The organism is Saprospiraceae bacterium (assembly GCA_016716185.1).
Classification (GTDB): domain Bacteria; phylum Bacteroidota; class Bacteroidia; order Chitinophagales; family Saprospiraceae; genus Vicinibacter.
In genome coordinates this window covers 1536431-1562365 of record JADJWV010000002.1, presented here as the reverse complement: position 1 = coordinate 1562365, position 25935 = coordinate 1536431, and the positions used below count along the sequence as shown (strand labels likewise).

Here is a 25935-nt window from a genome sequence, read left to right as displayed (position 1 = left end):
CCTTAAACTTTAACATATAGGAAACAAATGTAGTATCAAATTGATGCAACTGTGGAAATGATTCTTTACATCTTTGCAATCGAACCATTAGTCAGCACGATGCGAAATTTTTTACTAACTGCCCTGTTCATTCCTGCAACAATTTTTCTGGCCTCTGGTCAGAAAATAAGAAACAGCTCCGAGATCATGGAAGATCTCCAAAAATTAAAGGTGCTCGGATCTGTACTATATGTCGCTGCCCACCCCGATGATGAAAACACCAGACTGATCACTTATTTATCAAAAGGAAGGCATTTCAGAACTGCATATATTTCTTTGACCCGAGGCGATGGCGGACAAAATCTCATTGGAGATGAACTCGATGAGTATCTGGGAGTGATCCGAACTCAGGAATTGGTCGAAGCCAGAAAAATTGACGGAGGGACTCAATATTTCAGCCGGGCAAACGATTTTGGATATTCAAAAAATGCTGAAGAGACATTTAGCATATGGGATCGCGACAGCATTTTAGCCGATGTTTTGAAAGTAGTTAGAACATTTAAGCCCGATGTGATCATCAATCGCTTTGATCACAGAACCAGTGGACGCACGCATGGACATCATACAGCATCTGCTATACTTGGTCTCGATGCTTTTAAGTATTGCAATAGTCCACTGACTATGCGTGAAGTTTTAAAAAATACGGAGCCGCATCAGGTTCAACGCATTTATTTCAACACTTCTTTTTTCTTCTACGGAAGGGAAAAGTTTGATACTATGGACAAATCCTTTCTTTACCAACTCGATGCCGGACCTTTCTACCCTGCTTACGGAGCATCCAACAACGAAATCGCTTCATTGAGCAGAAGTATGCATAAATCTCAGGGCTTTGGAATCAATTCGAGCCGTGGTACCATGACTGAATATTTCGAAAGATTGGATGCACCCAAACCCAATGATGAAACAGATCCTTTTGACGGTTTAGATCTGAGCTGGACTCGAATCAATGGTGGCGGAAATGTCGATAAAGTTCTCGATGAAATTATACGATCCTACGATTATAAGAACCCATGGAAAAGTATGGCCTTGCTGCAAAAAGCTGAGCGGTATATGGAGGAACTGCCCGATCACCACTGGAAGCAAATCAAACTGAATGAGATCCGTTCAATTATTGCCGATTGTGCAGGAATCTATGCTGAAGCTTTTACCGACCAGCAAATGATCAGTGCCCAATCAAAATTCAGAGTCCATACCGAATTCATTGTCCGGAATCCGGTTGATCTCGAAATGATGAAGATCGAAATACCGAAATTAAATTTCGATAGCAGCTTTCAGACAAGAGCAGTTGTTAATAAAGCATACACATTCCAGAAAGATTTTGAGTTGCCGGCAGGCTTAAGCCACACTGCACCTTTCTGGCTGTTAAAAGGCAGGCCCAATAATTATTACCAAACCAGCGACAGTCCCCACGGTTTGCTACCTAATGCTCCCAAAGAATTAAATATTCATTTCCGTTATAAAATAAACAACAAGGAATACGAACACGTCAGTCCCTTGGTTTACAAAAATGACGACCCGGTCTTGGGAGAAGTTAAAGAAGGGCTCGACATTCTCCCTTCAAGTGTAGTTTTGGCAGACGATCCTAATTTCCTTATACGAGAAAGAAAAGCAGTTTGTTCGCTTCGCATTTTGTCCACCCTGCCGGCACAGGATGTTTTGGTAAATTTAGTATTGCCGGTGGGAGTAAAATGTCCAACGAGCGACATCTCTTTGCATTTTGAAAAAGCAGGTGAAACCAAATATGTGGTTTTCGAATTGCAGATTACTGATCAGACCAATGAGAAATTTGAAATTCCGGTACATCTCGATCATAAACAAGGGTACTTTTACAAATCCATTAAATATCCACATATTCAAAAGCAAAATGTACTCACTCCTGCAAAAATTCAACTCATACATGCCCCTAAAGTACATAAACCAAAACGCATCGCCTATGTAGAAGGAGCAGGTGATTTTATCGATGAGGCCCTGATCAAATCAGGTCATCAGGTCTATTATCTCGCAGCTGCAGAACTCGATCAGTTGTTAAACAAAAAATTTGATGTCCTCGTTTTTGGTATACGCGCTTTGAACAATCGCGATGAACTAAAACACTGTAAAAAATACATCACTCCGTTTATAGAACAGGGAGGAAAAGTAATCATGCAATACAATACTACTGCAGATTTAGTGACTACAGATTTTGCACCAGCTGAATTAAAAATCGGAAGGGGCAGAGTCACGAATGAAAATGCCGAAGTTACCATATTAAAACCCGAACATCCCGTTTTCAATTCACCTGATAAAATTAGCCATACCGATTTTCAAAATTGGGTTCAGGAACGAGGATTGTATTTTCCATCGACCTACGATAGAAGTTATGAAGAGTTATTGAGTATGCAGGATGGAAAGGAAAATCCGCAAAAATCCGCATTATTAATTCGAAAAACCGGACAAGGACATTTCATTTATACATCGCTTTCCTTTTTCAGACAATTAAAGGCAGGGGTTCCAGGGGCATATCGTTTGTTCAATAATCTTGTTTCATTCGAGTAGTATGAAAACCGAATCATCCTGGAATAAGTATTACAAGTTATTGATAGGTTTATTGCTGTTCTACATCCTGGCGCTTGGCAGTTTGTCTTTGAAATATCCGGCAGTAAAAAATCCATTGGTTCAAAAAGAAATGCGTTGAGCACAGCAGATTGGATCGTTCTGACTCTGGTGCTGGGGTTCATCATCGTTTACGGAATTGTAAAAACACGCAAACAGAAAGACCTCAACGAATTTATATTGGGTGATCAATCCAATCGTTGGTGGATGGTAGGATTTACCGTTATGGCGACCCAGGCAAGTGCCATCACGTTCATCTCAACGACCGGTCAGGGTTTTTCAGACGGATTGCGATTTGTACAATTTTACTTCGGATTACCCCTTGCAATGATTGTAATTTGCATTTCTTTCATTCCAAGATTTTATCAACTCAAAGTATATACTGCTTACGAATACCTCGAACAAAGATTTGATTACAAAACAAGAACATTAGCCGCAATCATTTTCCTTATTCAGAGAGGTCTTGCGGCAGGAATTACTCTCTATGCACCCAGTATAATTCTTTCCACTGTATTTGGATGGAATTTGCAATGGACACATGTCATCAGTGGAATAGGCGTGATCATTTACACAGTAAGTGGCGGATCCACAGCTGTTACCAAAACTCAATTACAACAATTGTTTGTCATTTTTGCCGGCATGGTTTTTATTTTTTTCTACATGCTGGAAGATTTACCGGATGCCATAAACTTTTCAGATTCTCTGGAAATTGCATCCTGGAGCGGAAGGATGGAAGCGGTAGATTACAGCCTGCATTTTAATGATCGCTATAATTTGTGGGCCGGACTCACAGGAGGTTTTTTTCTGGCACTTGCCTATTTTGGTACCGATCAATCACAGGTTCAACGCTACCTGGCCGGAAAAAACATAAGCGAAAGCCGGATGGGATTGATCATGAATGGCATACTAAAAATTCCTATGCAAGTCTTCATATTGCTGTGTGGCGTATTGCTTTTTACGGTTTACCAATTTGAATCAACACCCATTCATTTTAACGGTAAAATCGAAAAGGAACTCCAAACGAATCACCAGGCACAATGGAACACGTGGCAAGCAAAAAATGACAGCATTCATTTTCATCTGCTGTCCATTAGAGGATTTTCAGATAAAGAAATGCTCCGTACGAAATTGAATGAAATCAATCTGGAGAGAGAAGATTTAAAATCAGAGGTCACTGCATATATCAAAAAAGAAATGCCGCAGGAAGAAAGCAATGACAGGGATTACGTGTTTCTTCATTACATCATCCACCATCTTCCTAAGGGATTCGTTGGACTCATGATCGCGGTGATCTTATGTGCAGCCATGTCATCGATTTCAGCAGAACTCAATGCTTTATCGGGAACGAGTACCGTAGATATCGTAAAAAGGTCATTTCCGCGATGGTATTCCAAATTTCCGGAATTGAGCTGGTCGAGAATACTAACGAGCGTTTGGGGATTGATCGCTATCGGGTTTGCTATGTATGCCCGACTGTTTGAAAATCTGATTCAATTTATCAACATCATCGGATCTTTATTTTATGGTACGGTATTGGGAATTTTTCTGAGTGCATTTTATTTGAAAAAAGTTACCGGAAACAGCGTATTTACCGCTGCATTGATCGCACAAACGCTGAATCTGGTTTTGTTTATTTATACGGATTTGGGATTTCTCTGGTTCAATGCGATCAGTTGCGGGATCGTCATGGGTATTTCGCTGTTGTTAGAAAAATTCAGGCCCAAAAGAGCTTGAAACTTGGTTATTCTTCATGGCTGATCTGAACGAATAAATTGAATGCAGATAAAAATAAAACTTTGAGCAATATATTGCGTAATAAAAAACCCGGACCTGATGTTCTTGGCCCGGGTTTATATTATCAATAAAAATTATTTTCGTATCAATTACTCCATTCCTGGATCGAACGCTCATTCATTTTTACGTATTCGTCGTTGTTGGCTTCTATGGAAAGAGCCTTTGATCTTTGAGCCACCTCAATAGCTTCTGTTTTTCTACCCAATCCGGCAAGGATCAGCGATTCCAACCTGAGCTTCCAAAACGTTGGAGCCATTTCATTGGCTTTATGAGCCCACTGCAATGCCAGGTTTTGATCCTTTTTAGCATCGTAATAATATCTGGCAGCTTGATAATAATCGTTGCTGGTAGGACCGGCAAGCACTTTATCGATACTGGACATCACTCTGCTGTCTGTATCGAATTTTAATTTAATGGGCACTAAAGTGGTCTCCCAAATCAAATTCAAAGTAGCAGACTCGTTGCGAATTTCATTAAAATCAACAATAAAGTTTTCGAAGGTATAAGGGATAAGTTCCGGAGTAACCGTTACTTTGGCGACTTCTTTGGTCACATCGTAATTTTGAGGAACTCCCGAAACATTAGAATCGCTGTACAGGATCACATCCCAACTGGATTCTCCGGGTACGGTAAATAAGGCATATGTTCCTTTGCCCACCTTTACACCCGATACTTCAACATCATCGCTGAAAGTGATCTTGGTTGCAGCATTGGCTCCGGTTCTCCACATTTTGCCATAGGGCACAAGGTCACCGAATACAATACGATCTTTTTTACCCGGCCTGCTGTATTCAACAGTAACCGTTCCCAGGCCAAGCTTTTGTTCAATTTTACAAGATGGACTAGGAGCCGGGACAGAAATCTGGGCAAATCCTGGAAAGAGGTATGCCGAAAGAGCTAAAACGAGAATTTTTTTAAACATGGCTATAATTTTAAGATATAAACGCAAATTATTAAAAATTGATCACAAATTTTTTTACAAACATATTATGATCTTTAATAATATGTTATATATTTGCACACAGGATAACTCAAAATAACAAAATTATGATCATCGCAACGACTTGTGCCCTTTGTTTTTTATGCAGCTGGTTCTTATTACAAATGAAGACTGCAGAACAGGAACAATAGTTTAACGCAATACCAGCGTCTTTACGACATCCTCTCCTATATATTCATTCAATTGGCTGATTATCAATTGAATATTATAATTTAACTCATTCCGTAAAACGGCCGAATCCAATTCTACAGTCAGTTGTCCGTCGTGATATCGGAGTTTCCGCGTATATATCTGAAGGTCTTTATAAAGCTCTCTCCAGGCCTGTTCCAGTCGCTTTTGGGTCAATTTTGTTTTAATCTTTTCCTGGCCGGAAAACAGTTTTAGCAATGCGCCTATTTTGACCTCGTCGTTCTTCATTTATTAAAAATTTAACACTTTTAAGGGTTTATAATACCCTCCGGATCACCCCCTGACCCGTCTGGTAAAGATGACAACTTTCATTCAGGCTATTCATCAGCTTCTTAGATCGTTCAATATCTGTATCCGTAATAAAACATTGCTGGATCTCTTCTTGGCTCAGTACCTCGAGTAATTGATTGACCCTTTCTGCATCCAGTTTGGCAAAAATATCATCAAATAAGACAATAGGCTGTTTATGAAGACTGGTCTTCATAAAAGAATATTGAGCCAGTTTCATCGCAGCTACGAAAGTCTTTAATTGTCCCTGGGATCCCGCTTGATAGATCGCTTTTCCTTCCAGTAAACATTCTATTTTGTCCTTGTGAATACCGCGCTGCGTCCTCCCCGAAAAATAATCCTTTTCGCGGCTTTCCCGATATGTTTGCATAAAATTTTCAGAAATATCGGCCAAGTATTGAAGACTCCCCTGCTGCTTCCCATTACTGATGCTTTCAACGTACGATTCAACCAGTGGATTCAACACTTGAATCAATCTCGACCTGCCATCGACAATATAAGCAGCATTTTCAGACAATCCATGATCCAAAGCATCGAGTAATGGAGGATCCATCCGTCCTGCCAATCGCATTTGTCTGATTGCTGCATTCCTTTGCTTCAAAAACTGATTGTATGTTATACTTCTTCTCAGATATTCTTTATCCGTTTGCACAAGAATCTGATTTAAATATTTCCTTCTTGCTTCACCCGAATGCATCAATAAATAAATATCGTCAGGGGCTAACAAAACCAAGGGTATTTTGCCAATATGATCGGTCAGGCGTTCGTATTTTTTACCCTGTAAAGACCATTCTTTGATGGATGGAGGTTTGAATTTTATTTCATATTGTTCCTTTTGATTACTTTCTGAAACATCGGCTTCTATTCGTAGAAATTCTTTGCTATTTTGGATCAGTTCTTTGTCTGAATGCTGAATAAAACTTTTTCCCAAAGCCAGAAAATATATCGAATCCAGGAAATTGGATTTTCCGGTTCCATTTTGTCCGGTTATAAAATGAAATCCTGGACCCAAACTCAAGTTAAGATCTTCGAAATTTTTGAAGTTGTATAAATGCAATGAATTAATAAACAAAAAGACCAATTTATTACACAAAGATGGGAAAGTCTGGCTCAACTATCTTAAACACCAAGCAAAAACAGGCTTTGCCCGTAAATAATTAACTGGAATTCGATATTCTCGAAATGCCCTATTTTTGGGACACAATTTCTGCTATGAAAGTTAATATTTGTTTTATCCTGTTGTGGATTTCTGGTTTTGCTTTTTCCCAAAGTCTAATGACAGAAGAGTTGTTATGGTCGCTGGGGCGCGTACATGGTGAAGCTGTTTCGCGCGACGGCAAATACCTGTATTATACGGTTACGAAATACGACAAAGAATCAAATAAAAGTCAAACCCAGCTTTACATGACTCCTATTCAGGGGGGCACGAGCCATTTGGTTTCTGATGCCCGGAATTATGCCGGAAATGTGTGTTTTGACGGGGGTGGCAACCTGATGTATTCCAAAGATGGTCAGGTGTTTCACGATCTTATCCAAAAAAATCTTGGAATACCAAATTTGGAATATTCAAATCTGGCTCCTGCGCCTAACGGGAAGTGGATCGCATTTTCGCGAAGCGTAAAAATCGACAAGATCCGTCAGGATTATTATCCGGATCTGGATAAATCTTCTGCTATGATATACGACGACCTGATGTTCAGGCATTGGAAAGATTGGGAGAACGGGTCCTACAATCACCTGTTTATCGGCAAACTGACTCCGGATGGCATCGACCAGGAAGTTGATATTATGCCGGGCGAACCTTTCCATACTCCCACAACACCTTCCGGCGGATTGGAGGATTTTGCCTGGAGCACCGACAGCAAATGGCTGGCCTACGTTTGTGTAAAAAAGAAAGGCAAAGATTATGCTGTCAGTACGAATTCAGAAATATATCTGTATCACCCTGAAAGCAACCAAACCACCAACATTACAGAAGGGATGATGGGTTACGATACCGAGCCCAGTTTTTCTCCGGATGGAAGATATCTTGCCTGGCTGAGTATGGAAAGAGATGGTTACGAAGCCGACAAGAAAAATCTGATCGTCATGGAGCTCAGTTCGAGAAAAAAACATACGCTTACCTTAAACTGGGATGAAACGATCAACCATTTTAAATGGAGTCCAGACTCGAAATCCATTTTTACAAATGTTCCCTATCGGGGAAATATTCAAATCTTTGAAATAAAATGGGATCTGGATCTGAGCCAAAATCCAGCCATTCGCTACCGACAGGTGACCCATACAGAACATGATTTTAACGACATCGTCGGGTTTGCAGGAAATGAGCTCATTTGTTCGAGAGTCGATGTCAACCAGGCTGCTGAAATCTATGCAGTCGAACTTCAAAGTGGTTCAAGCCGGGCCATCACCCAGGTTAATGCCGACATCTACAAACTGGTACAAAAAAGTCCAGTTGAAAAACATTGGATTAAAACCACCGATGGGAAGGATATGATGGCCTGGGTAATTTTTCCACCGGGATTTGATTCCACCAAAAAATATCCAACTTTATTGTATTGCCAGGGTGGCCCGCAATCTGCATTGACACAATACTATTCATTCCGATGGAATTTTCAACTCATGGCTGCCAAAGGCTATATTGTCATTGCTCCGAACCGAAGGGGTATGCCAGGATGGGGCACTAAATGGAATGAACAGATTTCAGGTGATTGGGGCGGACAATGCATGAAGGACTACCTTTCGGCAATTGACTACATATCCGCAAAGCCCTATGTAGATGTTGCTCGCAGAGCAGCTGTGGGAGCCAGCTTTGGTGGATATTCGGTTTTTATGCTTGCCGGGATGCACGAAAAAAGATTTAAAACTTTTATCTCTCATTGCGGTACGTACAATCTCGAATCCTGGTATGGCAGTACCGAGGAATTGTGGTTTGCAAATTGGGACTTGAAAGGCCCTTATTGGGAGAAGAAAAACGAATTGAGTTATACCAAACACTCCCCCCATAAACTGATCCATAAATGGGATTCACCGATTTTGATCATCCAGGGAGGTAAAGATTACCGGATACCCGACACTCAGGCTTTTGAAGCCTTTACCGCCGCAAGGCTTAAAAATTTAAAATCCAGACTGCTGTACATTCCCGATGAAGGACATCACGTATTAAAAATTCAAAACGGATTGCTCTGGCAAAAAGAGTTTTTTCGCTGGCTCCAAGAGACCCTTTGATCTAAAGGCGGAATTCATGAATGTTTTTCGCTTAATTTTGCGACCCAATTTATTTAGGATCCATCAAATACTTTACATCTAATGGCCGGTAAAAAGAGCAATAAACCTGAATATCCAAAAGCACTGTGGCAACAGTGGTACCGGATCATGCTAAGAATCCGCCGTTTTGAAGAAAAAACCCTGATGATGTATTCACAGCAAAAAATACGCGGTTTTTGCCATGTATACATCGGACAAGAGGCAGTAGCTGCTGGCTTGATTTCCGCTATTAAACCTCAGGATGCAATGATCACCGGGTATCGTCAGCATGGATTGGCCTTAGCCCGTGGTTTGACTGCAAATTCCTGTATGGCAGAATTATTTGGACGCGTTGATGGATGTGTCAAAGGAAAAGGGGGTTCTATGCATTTTTTCTCGGCCGAACACCGGTTTTTTGGTGGTAATGGCATCGTTGGCGCGCAAATTCCGATAGGAACCGGCATAGCTCTGGCTGAACAATACAAAAACACCGGCAACCTTTGCGTAACTATGTTTGGAGATGGAGCAGCAAGACAGGGGGCATTGTTTGAATCCTTCAACATGGCCATGACATGGAAACTACCGGTCCTTTATATCGTTGAAAATAATGGTTACGCCATGGGGACCTCTGTAGAAAGAACCAGCAATGTTGGAGATCTATATAAAATTGGCCAATCATTTGATATGCCTTCTGAAGCAGTTGATGGAATGCATCCGGGCCCCGTCCACGAAGCCGTTACCAAAGCTGCCGAACACATCAGATCTGGAAAAGGCCCGTATTTTCTGGAAATAAAGACCTACCGTTATCGGGGACATTCCGTTTCGGATCCTGCTACCTATCGGAGTAAAGAAGAAGTTGAATATTACAAGTCTATCGATCCACTCATCGTCGTTGAAAATCAATTGCTTGAATACAAAATGGCCGATTCCGCCTGGTTGGCTCAAATACAGGAAGAAGTAAAAAATGAAATGGAAGAAGCGGTTCAATTTGCAGAAAATTCCCCGTTTCCACTGGAATCTGAGCTTTATGAAGACAATTATACCCAAGCCAATTATCCGTTTATTGTAGATTAAGGCTTGAAGCGAACATATTTCCGGCTATAATTGGCCAGACTGTGTTATTTTTGCGCAGTTTTTAACAAACCTAAACTTTGATTATATATGGCAAGAGGTTATCGATCACATGTGACGCCGAAAAATGTGAATACCACAGGAGGAAAACAGGATACTTTACTCGACATCAGCGAAGTTAAGCATCAGGCAGAAGATTTTTTCGAAAAATACAGGATGATCATTCTTGGAGGTCTTGGTGGATTGGTTTTAATTATCGGAGGATGGTTATTCTACAAGTACATGTATCTGGAACCTAAAAATAACGAAGCCCTCGATCAGATGTACCAGGCCGAATTTCTATTCGAAAAGGACTCCTTTGAGCTGGCACTAAACAATCCAGGTGGAGGTTTTGCCGGTTTTGCAGAAATTTCCGAAAACTATGGCTCTACACCTGCCGGTAATCTTGCCCGATATTATGCAGGGATCTGTTGTTTGAATTTGAGAAAATTTGAGGAAGCAAAAACTTACTTCGAAGATTACAATGCCTCAGGCAATCTTATGCCCATTTTAAAAAACGGTCTGCTAGGCGATGTTAACGCAGAGCTCAATGATTTTGATAAAGCAATTAGTTATTACGAAAAAGCGATTAAGTCCGACGATGAATTGCTTACCGCTTCTTACCTGAAAAAATTAGGTGTTTTGCGCCAGAAACAAGGCGATAAAGAAGGCGCTTTGCAGGCCTTTAAAACGATTAAAGAGAAATATCCGAACTCTCCGGATGGAAACGGGATCGATAAATTTATCATCCCTCTTGAATAATATACCTTGCATAAACAGATGGCAGGAAATTTACCAGGCCATTCAGGTTTAACTCCACAGGAAATAAACGATGCCTGGCACTTCCGCTATGGAATTGCTGTTGCCCTTTGGAATGAGCATATTACCGGCAAATTACTCGAAGCTTGTCTCGACACATTGAAGGGTTGTGGTGTAACTGAGGCAAACATCGTCATTCAAAAAGTACCGGGCTCTTTCGAACTACCCTTATCTGCAAAATATCTATTGGATCAGGAACTAGTCGATGCCGTGATTTGTCTGGGGTGCATCATCAAAGGAGAAACCGATCACGATTTATACATTGCTCAGGCCGTTGCTCAGGGCCTCATGACTCTAAACCTGACACATGGAAATCCGGTGATCTTTGGAGTCCTGACTGTGTTATCAGAAAACCAGGCCCAGGAACGCGCCGGAGGTGCATTGGGGAACAAAGGTGAAGAAGCAGCGGTTACAGCCATTAAAATGTTAATTCTGAAAAATTCAAATCCATAAACGGAGCTTATAAATGAAAATGAAGCATGATCAAAGCCTTATATAAAATTAATTGTGGTTATTTCAAATTGGATGGAGGAGCCATGTTTGGGGTAGTTCCCAAAACGATGTGGGCCAAACAAAATCCACCTGACGAAAACAACATGTGTACCTGGGCTTTAAGATGTTTACTGATTCAAACAGAGGACAGCCTAATCCTTGTGGATACCGGAATGGGAGATAAACAGGATGAAAAATTCAGATCTTTTTTTTATCCGCATGGGCAGCAATCTTTACTGACATCTATTGAAGGAAAAGGATTTGCAGCAGGAGATATCACAGATGTATTCCTCACCCACCTGCATTTTGATCATTGTGGCGGCGCAGTGATCAGAAACGAGAAGAATGAATTGATTCCCACTTTCCCGAATGCAAAATATTGGAGCAATCCCAGACATTGGGAATGGGCTATGAATCCAAACGATAGAGAAAGAGCTTCATTTCTCAAAGAGAATTTTGTTCCTTTACTCGATCATGGAGTTCTTCATTTTATAGAAAACGACAAAGCGACTTTGGAATGGAGACCCGGGATTGATATCCGATTTGTAAACGGTCATACAGAAGCGATGATGTTGCCGGAAATCAATTTCGAAAACAGAACTTATATTTATTGCGCCGATTTATTTCCAAGTTCGTTTCACGTACCCATGCCTTATATCATGAGTTACGATGTGAGACCTCTGGTCACTTTACAGGAAAAAGAAATTGTATTAAATCAGGCAGCAGATAACGAACATGTGTTAGTATTTGAACACGATCCCTTTGTTGATGCAGCAACTGTAAAACGCAACGAAAGGGGAAAAATCATCATCGACCGAACCATCGAGTTATATTGAATTAACTCCTATCAAATTGCAGTCTCATGCCCTGTTGTGGAGTATGCACCGATTGCCCATCAAACACCTGAAAGCCATTAACCCAGGTACTTTTTATAGCTCCTTTTAATGAGCCGGCTTCAAGGGGCGACCATTTGCATTTGTACAGTAATTCATCGCGATTCACTTTTGTTTGACACTCAGGATCAACCAAAACCAAATCCGCGTAATAACCTTCGCGAATATATCCCCTTTCTTTCACCCGAAAACAGATCGCCGGATGGTGACACATCTTTTCGACGATGAAAGGAAGACTCCAGTTGTACTTTTCAGAAAGACTTAACATGAGTAACAAACTATGTTGAACCAATGGCAGACCGGCGGGTGCCTGTAAATAAGGTTTTTCCTTTTCTTCCAATGTGTGTGGAGCATGATCCGTTGCGACCACATCGAGAATTCCGGCCTCTAATGCAGCTGCCAATGCCAACCTATCCGATTCTGATTTAATAGCCGGATTACATTTTATCTTATTTCCTAAACTTTCATAATCTGCGTCTGTAAAAAACAAATGGTGTACACAAACTTCCGCGGTAATCCTTTTCTCTGCAAGTGGAATTGATGATTCAAACAAAGCCAATTCTTCTTTAGTCGTCAAATGCAAGATATGCAACCTCGTATTGTATTTTTTTGCCAGTGACACCGCCAGAGATGAGGATATATAACATGCTTCCCTGCTTCTGATCTTCGGGTGCATAGATGCATTCAATTCTTCTCCGTATTGTTGTTGGTAATACTGAAGATTCTGCCTTACAGTGGCCTCGTCTTCACAATGCGTAGCAATTAGCACCGGGGCATTTCTAAATAGATTCTCAAGCGTTTTTTCATTGTCGACCAGCATGTCTCCGGTGGATGAACCCATAAAAACTTTGATGCCGCAAACTTGTGAGTAATCAACGCCAAGTACGTTTTCCAGGTTGTGATTCGATGCTCCCATGTAAAAAGAATAATTGGCCAATGAATTCCTGGAGGCCATGGCATATTTTTCTTCCAGCAATTCAGCATCCAGAGTTTGCGGTACGGTGTTCGGCATTTCCATAAAGCTGGTCACACCACCGGCCACAGCAGCCCTGGATTCATTATAAATATCTGCCTTATGCGTAAGTCCTGGTTCCCTGAAATGGACCTGGTCATCGATGCATCCGGGCAACAGACACAATCCATTAGCATCATAGATCTCCTCGTTGCTTGTCGATATACTTGTATCGATGCGTTCTATTCTGGATCCCGAAACCAGCACGTCTCCGTAAAACTGCTTTCCTTCATTGATGATGAGGGCATTTTTAATAATTAATTTATTCATAATGTTTGCAAAGAATGTTCAAAGGTCTTAAACCTTAAGCAAAGCTTTCCGAATTTCGCAATAATTATGGGAATTTTCAATCCTCGGTCCAGAAAAATAGGAATTTTAGGTGGCGGACAATTGGGTAAAATGCTTGCTCAGGAAGCCTCCAGAATGGATCTCGATGTCTCTTTTATGGACAAGGATAAAGGTTATCCTGCAGCAAAGGTGTGTCCACAATTTTACGAAGGCAATTTTAACAACTACGACGATGTGTTGAATTTTGGAAGAAAGATGAACGTTGTTACAATTGAAATCGAACATGTTCATATAGGAGCCCTGAAACAACTCGAATCAGAAGGAATTCAGGTATTCCCACAACCGCATGTATTGGAATTCATACAAGATAAAGGATTGCAAAAGCAATTTTATAAGGATCATCATTTTCCAACTGCCGAATTCAGTTTGTACGAAAATAAAATAGAAATTCTGGAAGCAGTAAATCGTGGCGATATAGAGTTTCCTTTTGTACAAAAGCTCCGCAAAGGCGGTTATGATGGAAAAGGTGTTCAGATTGTAAATTCCAGGGACGACCTTTCCAAATTAATGGATGAACCTGGTATTATTGAAACAAAAGCGAAAATTCAGAAGGAAGTTGCCGTAATCGCTGTGCGAAATACTTTTGGCGAATGTAAAGCATATTCTCCGGTGTCCATGGATTTTCACAGCGAAGCAAATCTGGTGGAAGATGTGGTATGCCCTGCAGAAATTCCAGAAGAAACTAAAATGGCTGCCATAGATTTGGCCATCAGAATTGCCAACAAACTGGAGATTGTTGGATTGCTTGCTGTGGAGATGTTTTACAACGAAGATGACAGCTTATGGATCAACGAAATAGCACCCAGACCTCACAACAGCGGACACATTACTTTAGATAACGGTGCAATAAGCCAGTTTGAAAATCATCTCAGAGCTATCCTCGGACTTGGTATCGGACAGACGACCTGCATGTTGCCATCCGTCATGATTAACCTCCTCGGAGATCCTGTTTATTCAGGAAAAGCATTATATTCAGGTTTTGATGAGATCATGAAAATGGATGGCGTTTTTGTTCACTTGTACAGCAAAGAAGAAACCCGTCCGTTGCGGAAAATGGGACATATCAACATCCATGGAAAAAATTTGGAAGATTGTAAAAAGACAGCAACATTAATCAGAAACACTTTTAAAATCATCGCATGAAAGATCAGGCAGTAGTAGGCATTATTATGGGTTCAGACAGCGACCTGCGCATTATGAAAGAAGCTGCAGATGTATTGGAGCAATTTGGAATTGCTTATGAATTGCGCATAGTATCAGCACACCGAACTCCGGAGTACATGATCGAATATGCGAAAACAGCAAAAACAAAAGGGCTCCGGGTCATCATTGCCGGTGCCGGTGGAGCAGCGCATTTACCAGGAATGGTTGCTTCAATGACTAATTTGCCAGTCATTGGAGTTCCAATAAGATCTTCCAATTCTATTGATGGCTGGGATTCTATTTTGTCTATTCTCCAAATGCCTAACGGGGTCCCTGTGGCAACCGTGGCTTTAAATGCCGCAAAAAATGCAGGACTTTTGGCATGTAAGATTTTGGCCGTAAATGATGAGATCCTCTATTCAGATCTGGAATCATACAGGTGGGAAATGGCATCTAACGTCATGCAAAAAGATGAAAAAATATCGGGTAGAATGTCAACGCGTAAGCCCATAATGTAATTTTATCCTGGTTTTAATAATTTAAAGAAATCATTGTTCTGACAACCCACGAAAGGCTTCAAAAATCATTCTGAATTCGATCGGCTTCAGGCTGCTGCCACCCACGAGAACTCCATCAATATCAGGCATTTCAGCAAGTGTCAAAGCATTCGCTGAGCTGACACTTCCCCCATACAATATGGGAATTTCCGCTGAGACCTGGCCATAAAGTTCTGACATCTTTTTCCTGATAAAAACATGCATTTCCTGGGCCTGTTCCGGACTGGCATTTTTACCTGTTCCTATAGCCCAAATGGGTTCATACGCGATGATCAACTGCCCCAGTTCACCGGCTGGTACCAAACTCAAATCACCGGACAATTGATTGCCTACCCATGTATATTCGGCTTCCCGTAAACGGGTTTCCAAAGATTCCCCGCAACAATACACCACATGGAGTCCTGCATCCAAAGCCCTTCTGATTTTCTTCGAAACCCACCCATTTTCATGACTATTCCTGCTCCTGGCTTCACTATGACCTACAAGGACATGCGAACAATTCAGATCTGTAAGCATTTCAACTGCAATTTCTCCGGTAAACGCTCCCATTTGCTCTAAAGAGCAATTTTGCGCCCCAAGCTTAAAACCTAGTTGCAAAGCCGCTTTCATCATGCTGATGTGCGTAAAAGGAGGAAACAAGACCACCTCTGCGGCATCTTCTCCAAATTTAAAATCATATTGAGCAACTAAATCCATAGCATCGGAAGGCAACAGATTCATTTTCCAGTTTGCAGCAACGATCTTGGGACGATTTACAGACATGTTGGTTTGATATTTAACCGGCGAAACAGCCTAATATTTAATACAAATATAAAATAGCCAGTTGGTGCGAGTCATAAAACTCCGCTATTTTTGAAGTTTTTATGTCCGATCCAATATTCAACCAGGAGTCGCTGGAAACGACCGTCAGACAAGAATATATAGACCGCGATATCAGCTGGTTACATTTTAACTACCGGGTATTGCAAGAAGCCAAAGATGCCGATGTTCCCCTGTTGGAGCGATTAAAATTTCTGGCCATCTATTCCTCCAACCTTGGAGAGTTTTTCAGAATTCGGGTAGCTCACCATAAAAACCTGGCCAAATTAGGCAAAAACACCAAGAGCCATTTGGATTACAACCCCAAATTAATGCTGAAACAACTTTACAAAATTGCCAACAACCAATTGACGGAATTCAATAATATTTTTGACAACCAAATTATACCCGAACTCAAAAACCATTCGATATATCTGCTTTCTCATATAGAAATTTCTGAAGCACAACAACAATTTGTCGAAAATTATTTCAACGAAAATTTACTTCCTTTTGTACAACCTGTGCTTCTTATAGAACAAAAGGTAAAACCCTTTCTCGCCAATTCAGAACTTTACCTGACGGTCATGCTGAAAGACAAATCTTTGCTGACCCAAGAACTGCACTATGCGGTCGTAAAAATTCCTTCCGATCACCTGCCCCGCTTTATTGAATTGCCCTGCGAAAAAGACAGGCATGATGTCATCTTGCTCGATGAAATCGTGCGGGCCTCTTTAAAGTGGTTGTTTCCGGGATTTGATATCATAGATTCCTACAGCATTAAACTAACGAGAGATGCTGAGTTGTACATTGAAGACGAATTTAGCGGAGACCTGCTCGAAAAAATTAAAAAGAGTTTAATTAAAAGAAATATCGGTCCGGCTTCGAGACTGGTCTATGACAATTCAATGCCAAAAGAAATGCTGGCATTCCTCCTCCGGCTGCTGGAAATTGATAAGGATGACTTAACACCCGAAGGACGTTACCACAATAATTTTGATTTTCTAAACTTCCCGGATTTCGGCAAAAAAGAATTAAAAAATAAAACGCTAAGACCGATAGATTACCGAGGATTAGCCAAAGGTTCAAATATTTTTGACAACATCAGCAAATCTGAACACCTCTTGTGCTTTCCGTATCATAATTATGAGCCGGTTATCCAGTTATTTGAACAGGCTGCCAAAGATCCGGATGTCACTTCAATTAAAATCACCCAATACCGTGTTGCACGAAAATCGCGCATCATGGATGCCTTAAAGCTTGCAGCTTCTGAAGGAAAGAGTGTTTTTGTTTTTATCGAAGTTAAAGCCCGGTTTGACGAAGCCAATAACTTAGCCTGGGGAGAGGAACTCGAAAAAATGGGGGTTAAAGTCAGGTATAGCTTTCCCGGACTGAAGGTGCATTCAAAAACAGCACTCATTACGAGAAAGGAAAACGATACTCTTGAGCATTACGCATATTTATCTACTGGAAATTTTCACGAACTCACCTCGCGCATCTATGTAGATTATGGATTTTTTACCAAAGATGAATCCCTCACTTCTGAGATCAGCCGCTTTTTCAGTTTTTTGGAAAACATCAAGCTGCCCAATGTTGGATTCAAACATTTGTTAGTGGGACAATTCAATCTCAACGATGAAATCCATTCGTTGATCGAATTTGAAAAAAATCAGGCTAGATTAGGCAAGAAGGCTCAGATCATATTAAAACTCAACAACCTCCAGGATTACGAGATTATGGACATGCTTTACAAAGCTTCTGAATCCGGTGTCGAAATTAAACTAGTCATCCGTGGTATTTGCGGAATGATTATTGGCAAAAAGGGACTGAGCGAAAACATAGAAGGCATTGCTATAATAGACCGTTTTTTAGAACATTCCCGTATCTATTATTTTTATCATGGCGGTGAGGAAAAGTTGTTTTTGTCTTCTGCAGACTGGATGGCAAGAAATCTGCATTTCCGGATTGAAACCGCATTCCCAATTTACAATTCAAGATTTAAAAAAATAATCCTGGACAATATCGATTACCAGCTCAGAGACAACGTAAAGGCACGGACCTTACATTACGAAACTTTGAATGCCTATATAAGACAAGAAGGCAAAAGAAAATTCCAATCACAATTAGAGACACACAAATACTTTAAAGAATTAAATGAACAACAGTACGGCAAATAATCTGATTGAATCATTATTACCAAATTGAACAAGCGCTTATGAATAAATCAATTGTTTTTTTCTACATACCCTATCCGGACGAAATATCTGCAAGAGAAACAGGTATGCATCTCATTGAAAACAAAATAGCTGCCTGTGTTCAGTATTTTCCAGTGCATTCAAATTTCCTTTGGAACAAACAATTTGAAAAATCCGATGAAATTGTGTTGATTGCTAAAACTCTGAAAGCATCTCAAAAAGCTCTTAGAAAAGCCATTCGAAAAATGCATCCTTATGAATTACCTTTTATAGGCCATTTTGAAATGCAGGTCAACAAGGAATATTATAATTGGGCCAGGAGTATTGTGAAAAAGTAATGGACATCGTCTGCAAGCATTTAGCTGCCAGTTAAATGCACTTTACTTATACCGCAATCTGTGCAATCTGCTTGAATTCCCGAAATATTTGGCCCGCAGATGACGCAAATCGCGCAGATTAAAATACAGAAATTTTAGAATAAAATAAGCCAGAATTATTTTTACTGCCTGAGCCAGGAAATATAACTTTGTAAATAAATATTTTTTTTTGGACAGTTTCTGGAAACAGCGGTTCTATACAACCATAACACTATTCCTAATTTTCAAAAACTTAAAAGGTCGAAATACACATTCGTTTATTCAAACAAATCTCATTCCCCCGCAACTTCCTGTTTACTCATCAGATAAGCTTTCAGAAACTCATCGATATACCCATCGAGTACCAGTTCAGTTTGAGAAGTTTGATAATCTGTCCTGTGGTCTTTCACACGGCGGTCATCCAATACATAAGAACGGATTTGTGAACCCCATTCGTTTTTCATTTTCGTGGCTTCGACTTTGTTTCTCTCAAACATCTGCCGCTCGAGTTCTTTTTCATACAATTTGGATTTTAGAAGTTGCAATGCCTTTTCGCGATTTTGATGCTGGGACCTTTCCTGCTGACATTCCACAACCAGTCCACTTGGCAGATGTCGTACCCGCACAGCGGATTCTGTTTTATTGACATGCTGTCCTCCCGCCCCACTCGACCTGAATGTATCCCATTCCAGATCTGCAGTGTTGATATTAACCTCAATGCGATCGTCGACAAGCGGATGCACAAATACCGATGAAAATGATGTCATCCGTTTACCCTGAGAATTAAATGGGCTGACTCTCACCAATCGATGTACACCATTTTCTCCTTTCAACATGCCATAAGCATATTCGCCATTGATCTCGAGTTCTGCAGTTTTAATACCTGCCACATCGCCGGCCTGATAGTTGATCTGACTCACTTTGTAGCCATTGCGCTCTGCCCACATCAAATACATGCGATACAACATCGCCGACCAGTCACAGGATTCAGTACCCCCTGCTCCGGCATTAATTTCAATTACGCAACTCAATTCATCTTCCGGTTTATTCAGTGTGGATCTGAATTCAATATCGTCGATGATGTGGATACATTCCTGATACTTATCATCGAGCTCCTGTTCGCTAACATCGCCGGTTTCGGCGAATTCCCACAACACTTCCAGGTCATTTACCGCTGTTTCAGCCTGAGTATATGAGGAAAGCCACTTCTTTGCAGATTTAATTTCCTTCATGATCTCTTCCGCCCTTTCCGGCTGATTCCAGAAATTCGGGTCCAATGCCTGTTGCTCCTTATCCTCTATCTGAATTCTCTTATGATCGACGTCAAAGAAACCCCCTTAGCTCACCGAGCCTTTTCTTTAAATCTTTAAATTGTTCTATAGTCATAGACAAGATCTAAAATTAAAAATCAAAAGGGATCCGTCAAAAACTTGCAAATCCCTTTTGCTATTTCCTAAATAAAAATTATTAATTAACTTTCTGAACTTCAATATAAAACATCAATTCAGAATTTCCAGGAATCGATGGTGGAGCTCCCTCTGCACCATATCCCAATGCTGCAGGTATAATCAGGGTAGCTTTTGCCCCTTCGTTGAGATTTGATACTCCTTCGTCCCAACCTGGAATGACTTGTCCCTGGCCCAACATAAATTTAAAAACATCTCCTCTGGACCACGAATCATCAAATTTAGTACCATCCATCAACATCCCGTAATAATGCACTGAAACCGGTTTGCCAGATTCTGCTTTCGGACCATTACCTGCTTCGTGTACGATGTACCTCAATCCACTTTCTGTCTTTAATAAAGTTGCATCGAATTTGCCCGCTTTAAAGTCCGCTAAAATTACTTTAGCTTTTTCTGCAACAGCAGCAGCTTCGCCTTGCATGGCTATTCTCTTTTCTTCAGCTTTCTTTTGTTCTACTTCCATGTCTGCTTTGTAGGAAGCTTCATCTTTAACGTCCAAAAGAGCAACATAAAATGATAACTTCTCGACATTAGAAATGCCAATTGCTTTTTTCATATCCTCATCTACAACCTGATGCACGACAGCACTATCGCCTTTTGACATTAAATAAATGGCTTCAAGCATGGGTTGAGCATTCTTGGCTTCCTGCTTTTCAACTTTAGGCAATTTAAAGCGGATCATGTCGTTTTGCATGGTCGATGAAAACAACAAAGAATCCCCGGTTTTAACATAATAGCGAAAATAAACATAATCGCCTTCCTTAGGTGACTCGCCGGATTCATTCTGAATGAATTCAAAATCAAATCCGTTCAGTGTTTTTTGCATAGATGCATTTTGTTTGCACCCGTTCAATAAAAAAACTGATGCGACAGATAAAATAAATAAAAAGTTTTTCATTGTTATAATTGTTTCTGATTAAATATGAATTGTTGCATTTATGAAACCACGTGCATGGCTTGTTTTAATTTTAATATGGCCTCTTCTAAACCCGACTTAAAATAACCACCGGAAGCATTCCGGTGACCTCCTCCGTTAAAATGTTTTTTACACAACTGTTGCACGGAAAAATCTCCTTTAGACCGAAGCGATAATTTTACAATGTTGGGTTGATTCATCACCAAAGCTCCTACCCTCACGGATTTTAACATCATCAGGTAATTGATGATGCCTTCCGTATCGCCACGCTTGATATCAAAATTCCTGTAATCATCCTTACTCAACCAGATCAAACCAAATTGCTGTTCGGGATACAATTCCATCCTGTTGTGCAAACAATGGCCCAGTAATTTTAAATACTTATCCGGTTGACTATTATTGACCAGTTCCTGGATCCTCGTATCATTCAATCCCATTTCTTTAAACTCGGCAAGGATCTTAAAAACTTTCGAACTGGTTGCATGGTGAAACGATCCGGTATCCGTCATGATACCCGTATACAGGCAATCCAGGATCAAATTTTTGCTGCTCTTTTCTTCGCTTATATGCCTGATGATTTCATAAACCATTTCCGAAGTGGAACTGGAATGTTCATCGCTGAATTGAAGGTCCGCAAAAGGCTCCGGATCGATGTGGTGGTCGATCATGATCTTGGGAACATGGCGTTCGGAGACCATCACTGCCATTTTATCAATGCGCTCCAACGAATTGAAGTCCAGACAAAAAATTAAATCTGCCTGTTGAATATACTGCTCTGCCAATTTGGGATTCAAATCGTAAATTACAATTTCTTCAGTCTGAGGCATCCATTCGAAATTGACCGGATATTCACTTGGGAAAATGACGCGTACATTATGCTGATATTGCTGAAGAAATAAGCTCAGACCAAGACTGGAACCAAGAGCATCTCCATCGGGATTTCGATGTGAAAGGATGATGCTGTTTTTTGGCGATTGTATGAGCTCTTTTAGCTGATTGATTGCATCCATAAAGCCTGCAAAATTGCCTAGAAATAGGCGTTATTTTTCCTTTCTAATTGTTAATGACTGCACAAACTAAGTAAGCAATTGCCATTGAAGACGCGAACTACAATAGATTTGCTGCCCAAATTTTATTCAAAATGAAAGGGACCAGGACATTTATGATGATCAAACCGGATGCTGTTGAATCCGGACATATGGGAGCAATACTCGACAAAATAATTGGAGGTGGTTTCAGGATCGTAGCCATGAAATACACAAAACTATCTCCCGAGAAGGCAGGTGAATTCTATGCAGTGCACAGGGAAAGACCTTTTTATGGAGAACTCGTAGCTTTTATGTCAAGAGGTCCGATCGTAGCCGCTATCCTTGAAAAAACAAATGCCGTTGAAGACTTCAGGAAACTTATCGGAGCCACGGATCCAGCAAAAGCAGAACCCGGAACGATTCGTGCGCTTTATGCAAAAAATGTAGGAGAGAATGCTGTACACGGTTCTGATTCCGATGAAAATGCAGTCATCGAAGGAAGTTTTCACTTTGCAGGTACCGAAATATTCAATCAGTAAAACTGATATTGAAAAAGGGAATTTTTAATTCCCTCTCATTTTTTCTTCCTGAATCTAAGAAAGTTAAGTATCGATTCGACTTCTTCGTAGGTCAGAGTTTCCACCATGCCATGGGAAGGTGAAGACTGCATCGAAAGCTTGGCCTGGTACATATCCAGTTGCGCATTAGAAAAATTGGGAATGCTGTCTTTTCCCGCCGAATGGATCCCATGACATTCAGAACAAAACTCTCTGTATAAATTTTTGCCTTTGTCCAAATAGACAATAAATGAATTCCTTGTATTGGGATGCATGTCGGCTGGCAAAAAGTATTCGCTTCCTTTTTTGGCGCATGCCAGCACCCCCAACATAAAACATATAAAACTAAAGCTCTTTAGATTGGTAATTGTAAACATATTGATCAATAAACGCCCCCCACTGCGCGTTGGTTTAATTCTTTTGTTTTGCACCCCGGTAAGGCAGGTAATGTGGATTGAATAGATACATCTTCGTTCAAACTTTCTAAAAACCGGAGCAGTTGTATCTTTTCCGAATCTGTTAGATTTAAATGATCCTCCGGCAAGGTTTGGTTATCCAGACTCAACCCTCTTCCCTTTGCACCTCCTTTGTTGTAAAATTCAATGACTTCCAGCAGGCTATTGTAAATTCCATTATGCATGTAGGGTTTCGTTCTGGCGATGTTGCGCAACGCACCCGTTCTGAAGGCATTTCGCATTTCAGGAACCGGGTGCACACCAAATCGTCCGGGATCAGGACTCAGCGAGGTAAATTGGGTATCGACGGGCACTCCTAAAACCTCAAATTCGTTTCCGGTGTATGGTGGCTTGATGCCATTAAAATGTGGAGCAAAGTGACAGGTTCCGCAAGCCGCTTTTCCCATAAATAAATTAAATCCCTTTTTCACGGTTTTGGAAATTTCAGTCTGACCTCTTATGGCTTTGTCAAATCCAGAAACCGAAGTATCGAAACGGGTGTAATAAGCTATGATGGCTTCTGCCACATGGTCAAAAGACAATTTTTTTTCGGTACTCTGCGCAGCTAATGCTTCGAGTTTGTTTTTATAAACAGAACAGGACAACAACTCTTTCATGGTGGTCACCACATCCCCTTTCATTTCTTCTACATTCAGATGCACGGCTTTTAATTGATCTTTCAGGCTTAAGTGCAAACCGTCGTACATCATCAGGTGGTTGCTTGCTGCATTCAAAAGGGTTGGTGCATTTCTTGCCAACAGGCCCTGTTGGTCAAAGGTCAAGGCTGTCCTGGTAGCCGTATCTGTAAAAAATTGGCCGGGTTTATGGCAAGATGCACAGGATCGCAAATTGTTTCCGGATAACAAAGGATCGTGAAACAACAATTCCCCCAATTTAATCAATTCTGCTTTGGTGGTTGCAGCAGCCCTTTTAAACAGAAAAAAATTCTCCTGCGCGCGGTAGAGATTCTTAGAAAAAATATCTGGAGCTTGATTGTTGAGGGCATAATCATTGAAGCTCTTCGATCTCAGATTGAGCTCAAGGATTCTTTTTGCGTTCAAACGGTATAAGGGATTTACATAATCTTTGATAAAAGTAAAATGGTCGAAATTCGAATATACTCCCTGACTTGAATTGATAAAAAAGATCATTCTGTAGAACAGGTTGGTGTAATCAGCAGGTAGTAAATAAGCAGGATGAGAAAGTGCAAATGCTGCGTAAATGTCCCTGGTCTTATGGAGCATCGATAATAATTCGGGCAGAATCTGAGCTGTATCCGGATTCTCAAATCCACTGGTGTATATCACAGCCAGATTCAATAGAAACAGCCTGTTCGCAAAATAAAAATGACCCGGATCGGAAAGTTGCCTGGTGTTGCTGTCTTGTCTGAATGCAAGAATGGCCTCCTTTGACTTCCGCAAAAGCAATTTCATTGGATCAGGATCGCGATGCGTTTCTCCAAGTTGTTCTTCCAGAAGGAAGAATCCTCCTCCTTCTCTTCGATAGGGAGCCTCCCATTTTTCAAAAACTTCGACTTCCCATTCGACAGGCAGGACTCCGTTCAATTTTCGGTATTGAATGGGGTCTATATACCTCCAAAAAAAATCGCCGGCCTTTAAGGTTTTTCTGGCAGCTTTTAGGGAAGATTCCAGATTGGAATAATTCGATATATCCTTATCTTCCAGCAAATTGAGTAAATGGTTAACAGAATCTCCCAAAGCCGTTAACCGTTCGAAATAAAGTTGTTGATATGGAGTAAGCTCAATTGGGTTTACAGGTTTAAAATAAGTTTTTTTCGAATGGTGTGAAGTCAAACTATCGCCGAATGAGTGAAGCAGCCAAAATAACAGAAAAAGACTGATGCTGTAAACATTAGATCTGATACTCAAAGATCTCATTCGATTATTGGATATTGAAATTTAAAAGCGCTTTTCTTTACCAAATGCTTTTGCATAAATAGTGAAATAAATCATTCAAGGCGAAGTTCTTAAACAAATTAACAAAAAATAATATATGGATTTATCAAAAAAGCACGAAACAGCAGAGGAATAAATAAATCCGATCTTTGATTTTGACCTTAATTCAACAATCAAGTTAAGAATTTTAGCTTCCTGAAATGTTAAATTTTTTAAAATAAACTGAATATTTATTACCTTTGAATTGACAATTTTAAGACAGTAGTAGTAGTATTTTATTGGTTTTCAGGCAGATATAAATAGTTAAATATTTTATCGCGTTTGGAGCTAATGCAAAATGTCCGATTGTCATTGACTAAACCTGAGAAATATGGTTGCAAAACCAGGATATCTGGCATCTACATTAGCTTGTACCTACCAAAACACTCAATGCATTTGCTTTGGAGCTGATAAAGAGTGTTTTATTCTCCAATCCAAAGATTTTTTTCGCAGAGTCCTGCAATTCAAAATTGAAACTGGCAGACCGTTGACCCTCTTGTTCCAAGGACCCAATGTTTGGCACCTCAAATCATCCATCTGTTCTTTTATTTCATTCATCATTCATTTTGCTGCATCATGAAAATGCCTGTACATTATTTTTTTAATCATAGACCAAGCCCCGACATGATTAATCATCATAGACATTCAAGCTTGGGCATACCAGCTATCATTCAGCAAATTTTATTTTTC

24 protein-coding genes are annotated in these 25935 nt (G+C 40.4%); 14 read left to right on the top strand and 10 right to left on the bottom strand.

What is annotated here, in order from left to right:
* Nucleotides 1-51: 51 nt before the first annotated feature.
* The 3 genes from IPM34_07915 to IPM34_07905 are packed head-to-tail and all read left to right on the top strand — an operon-like array spanning nt 52 to nt 4365.
* On the top strand, nt 52-2574 hold the full coding sequence (locus IPM34_07915; GenBank protein MBK8955465.1) for a PIG-L family deacetylase: 2523 nt from the start codon (nt 52-54) through the stop codon (nt 2572-2574).
* A gap of 1 nt (nt 2575) precedes the next feature.
* A complete protein-coding gene (locus IPM34_07910; protein ID MBK8955464.1) occupies nt 2576-2713 on the top strand; it encodes a hypothetical protein in 138 nt (45 codons plus the stop codon).
* A complete protein-coding gene (locus IPM34_07905) occupies nt 2710-4365 on the top strand; it encodes a sodium:solute symporter (GenBank protein ID MBK8955463.1) in 1656 nt (551 codons plus the stop codon). The genes IPM34_07910 and IPM34_07905 overlap by 4 nt, the downstream gene beginning before the upstream one ends.
* 145 nt (nt 4366-4510) lie before the next feature.
* On the opposite strand, the gene IPM34_07900 is transcribed toward IPM34_07905, so the two are convergent.
* The 3 genes from IPM34_07900 to recF form a co-directional block, all read right to left on the bottom strand.
* The gene (locus tag IPM34_07900; GenBank protein ID MBK8955462.1) at nt 4511-5347 is read right to left on the bottom strand and encodes a DUF2911 domain-containing protein; all 837 of its coding nucleotides are present in this window, start codon (nt 5345-5347) and stop codon (nt 4511-4513) included.
* A gap of 210 nt (nt 5348-5557) precedes the next feature.
* On the bottom strand, nt 5558-5842 hold the full coding sequence (locus tag IPM34_07895) for a DUF721 domain-containing protein (protein ID MBK8955461.1): 285 nt from the start codon (nt 5840-5842) through the stop codon (nt 5558-5560).
* A 28-nt stretch (nt 5843-5870) separates the two neighbouring features.
* Nucleotides 5871-6974: a DNA replication and repair protein RecF gene (gene recF / locus IPM34_07890; protein MBK8955460.1), complete on the bottom strand. Its 1104-nt coding sequence runs from the start codon at nt 6972-6974 to the stop codon at nt 5871-5873.
* Nucleotides 6975-7114: 140 nt separating this feature from the next.
* Between recF and IPM34_07885 the strand changes: the two genes are divergently transcribed.
* From IPM34_07885 to IPM34_07865, 5 genes are all read left to right on the top strand, one after another.
* Nucleotides 7115-9130 (top strand): S9 family peptidase, encoded by a 2016-nt coding sequence (locus IPM34_07885; GenBank protein ID MBK8955459.1) that lies wholly within the window; start codon nt 7115-7117, stop codon nt 9128-9130.
* 81 nt (nt 9131-9211) lie between these two features.
* Complete coding sequence (gene pdhA / locus IPM34_07880) at nt 9212-10222, top strand: pyruvate dehydrogenase (acetyl-transferring) E1 component subunit alpha (GenBank protein ID MBK8955458.1); 1011 nt, start codon at nt 9212-9214, stop codon at nt 10220-10222.
* 87 nt (nt 10223-10309) lie between these two features.
* Nucleotides 10310-11020 carry a tetratricopeptide repeat protein gene (locus tag IPM34_07875; protein ID MBK8955457.1) on the top strand — a complete coding sequence of 237 codons (711 nt, stop codon included), beginning with the start codon at nt 10310-10312 and terminating at the stop codon, nt 11018-11020.
* A gap of 18 nt (nt 11021-11038) precedes the next feature.
* Nucleotides 11039-11530, top strand: a complete 492-nt coding sequence (locus IPM34_07870) for a 6,7-dimethyl-8-ribityllumazine synthase (GenBank protein MBK8955456.1) — start codon at nt 11039-11041, stop codon at nt 11528-11530.
* Nucleotides 11531-11556: 26 nt separating this feature from the next.
* Nucleotides 11557-12405 carry an MBL fold metallo-hydrolase gene (locus IPM34_07865; protein ID MBK8955455.1) on the top strand — a complete coding sequence of 283 codons (849 nt, stop codon included), beginning with the start codon at nt 11557-11559 and terminating at the stop codon, nt 12403-12405.
* Nucleotide 12406: 1 nt separating this feature from the next.
* Here the strand turns inward: IPM34_07865 and IPM34_07860 are convergent, their stop codons facing one another.
* Nucleotides 12407-13744 (bottom strand): dihydroorotase, encoded by a 1338-nt coding sequence (locus IPM34_07860; protein ID MBK8955454.1) that lies wholly within the window; start codon nt 13742-13744, stop codon nt 12407-12409.
* A gap of 66 nt (nt 13745-13810) precedes the next feature.
* Here IPM34_07860 and purK point away from each other — a divergent pair, with 66 nt between their 5' ends.
* Together purK and purE are read left to right on the top strand one after the other, a co-directional pair.
* On the top strand, nt 13811-14965 hold the full coding sequence (gene purK, locus IPM34_07855) for a 5-(carboxyamino)imidazole ribonucleotide synthase (GenBank protein ID MBK8955453.1): 1155 nt from the start codon (nt 13811-13813) through the stop codon (nt 14963-14965).
* Complete coding sequence (gene purE, locus IPM34_07850; GenBank protein ID MBK8955452.1) at nt 14962-15483, top strand: 5-(carboxyamino)imidazole ribonucleotide mutase; 522 nt, start codon at nt 14962-14964, stop codon at nt 15481-15483. Before purK ends, purE begins: the two co-directional genes overlap by 4 nt.
* A gap of 30 nt (nt 15484-15513) precedes the next feature.
* Here the strand turns inward: purE and IPM34_07845 are convergent, their stop codons facing one another.
* Nucleotides 15514-16284 carry a triose-phosphate isomerase gene (locus IPM34_07845; protein ID MBK8955451.1) on the bottom strand — a complete coding sequence of 257 codons (771 nt, stop codon included), beginning with the start codon at nt 16282-16284 and terminating at the stop codon, nt 15514-15516.
* 101 nt (nt 16285-16385) lie between these two features.
* Here IPM34_07845 and ppk1 point away from each other — a divergent pair, with 101 nt between their 5' ends.
* Complete coding sequence (gene ppk1, locus IPM34_07840) at nt 16386-18494, top strand: polyphosphate kinase 1 (protein ID MBK8955450.1); 2109 nt, start codon at nt 16386-16388, stop codon at nt 18492-18494.
* 38 nt (nt 18495-18532) lie between these two features.
* Complete coding sequence (locus tag IPM34_07835) at nt 18533-18850, top strand: divalent-cation tolerance protein CutA (protein MBK8955449.1); 318 nt, start codon at nt 18533-18535, stop codon at nt 18848-18850.
* Nucleotides 18851-19161: 311 nt separating this feature from the next.
* Here the strand turns inward: IPM34_07835 and prfB are convergent.
* From prfB to IPM34_07820, 3 genes are all read right to left on the bottom strand, one after another.
* Nucleotides 19162-20254 (bottom strand): peptide chain release factor 2 gene (gene prfB, locus IPM34_07830; GenBank protein MBK8955448.1). Its coding sequence is split into 2 segments (ribosomal slippage): nt 19162-20205 and nt 20207-20254, totalling 1092 coding nucleotides; the frame shifts between segments, so codons are not numbered across the junction.
* An 81-nt stretch (nt 20255-20335) separates the two neighbouring features.
* On the bottom strand, nt 20336-21160 hold the full coding sequence (locus IPM34_07825; GenBank protein ID MBK8955447.1) for an FKBP-type peptidyl-prolyl cis-trans isomerase: 825 nt from the start codon (nt 21158-21160) through the stop codon (nt 20336-20338).
* A 110-nt stretch (nt 21161-21270) separates the two neighbouring features.
* Nucleotides 21271-22260 carry a bifunctional oligoribonuclease/PAP phosphatase NrnA gene (locus tag IPM34_07820; GenBank protein MBK8955446.1) on the bottom strand — a complete coding sequence of 330 codons (990 nt, stop codon included), beginning with the start codon at nt 22258-22260 and terminating at the stop codon, nt 21271-21273.
* A gap of 131 nt (nt 22261-22391) precedes the next feature.
* Here IPM34_07820 and IPM34_07815 point away from each other — a divergent pair, with 131 nt between their 5' ends.
* Nucleotides 22392-22817, top strand: coding sequence for a nucleoside-diphosphate kinase (locus tag IPM34_07815; GenBank protein MBK8955445.1), 426 nt, complete (start codon nt 22392-22394; stop codon nt 22815-22817).
* Nucleotides 22818-22852: 35 nt separating this feature from the next.
* Here IPM34_07815 and IPM34_07810 read toward each other — a convergent pair whose 3' ends face one another.
* Together IPM34_07810 and IPM34_07805 are read right to left on the bottom strand one after the other, a co-directional pair.
* On the bottom strand, nt 22853-23212 hold the full coding sequence (locus tag IPM34_07810) for a cytochrome c (protein ID MBK8955444.1): 360 nt from the start codon (nt 23210-23212) through the stop codon (nt 22853-22855).
* Nucleotides 23213-23217: 5 nt separating this feature from the next.
* Nucleotides 23218-25188 carry a cytochrome C peroxidase gene (locus IPM34_07805; protein MBK8955443.1) on the bottom strand — a complete coding sequence of 657 codons (1971 nt, stop codon included), beginning with the start codon at nt 25186-25188 and terminating at the stop codon, nt 23218-23220.
* Between the two features lie 388 nt (nt 25189-25576).
* On the opposite strand from IPM34_07805, the gene IPM34_07800 reads away from it, so the two are divergent.
* Entirely contained in the window at nt 25577-25825 is a 249-nt protein-coding gene (locus tag IPM34_07800) for a hypothetical protein (protein MBK8955442.1), read from the top strand.
* Nucleotides 25826-25935: the final 110 nt, after the last annotated feature.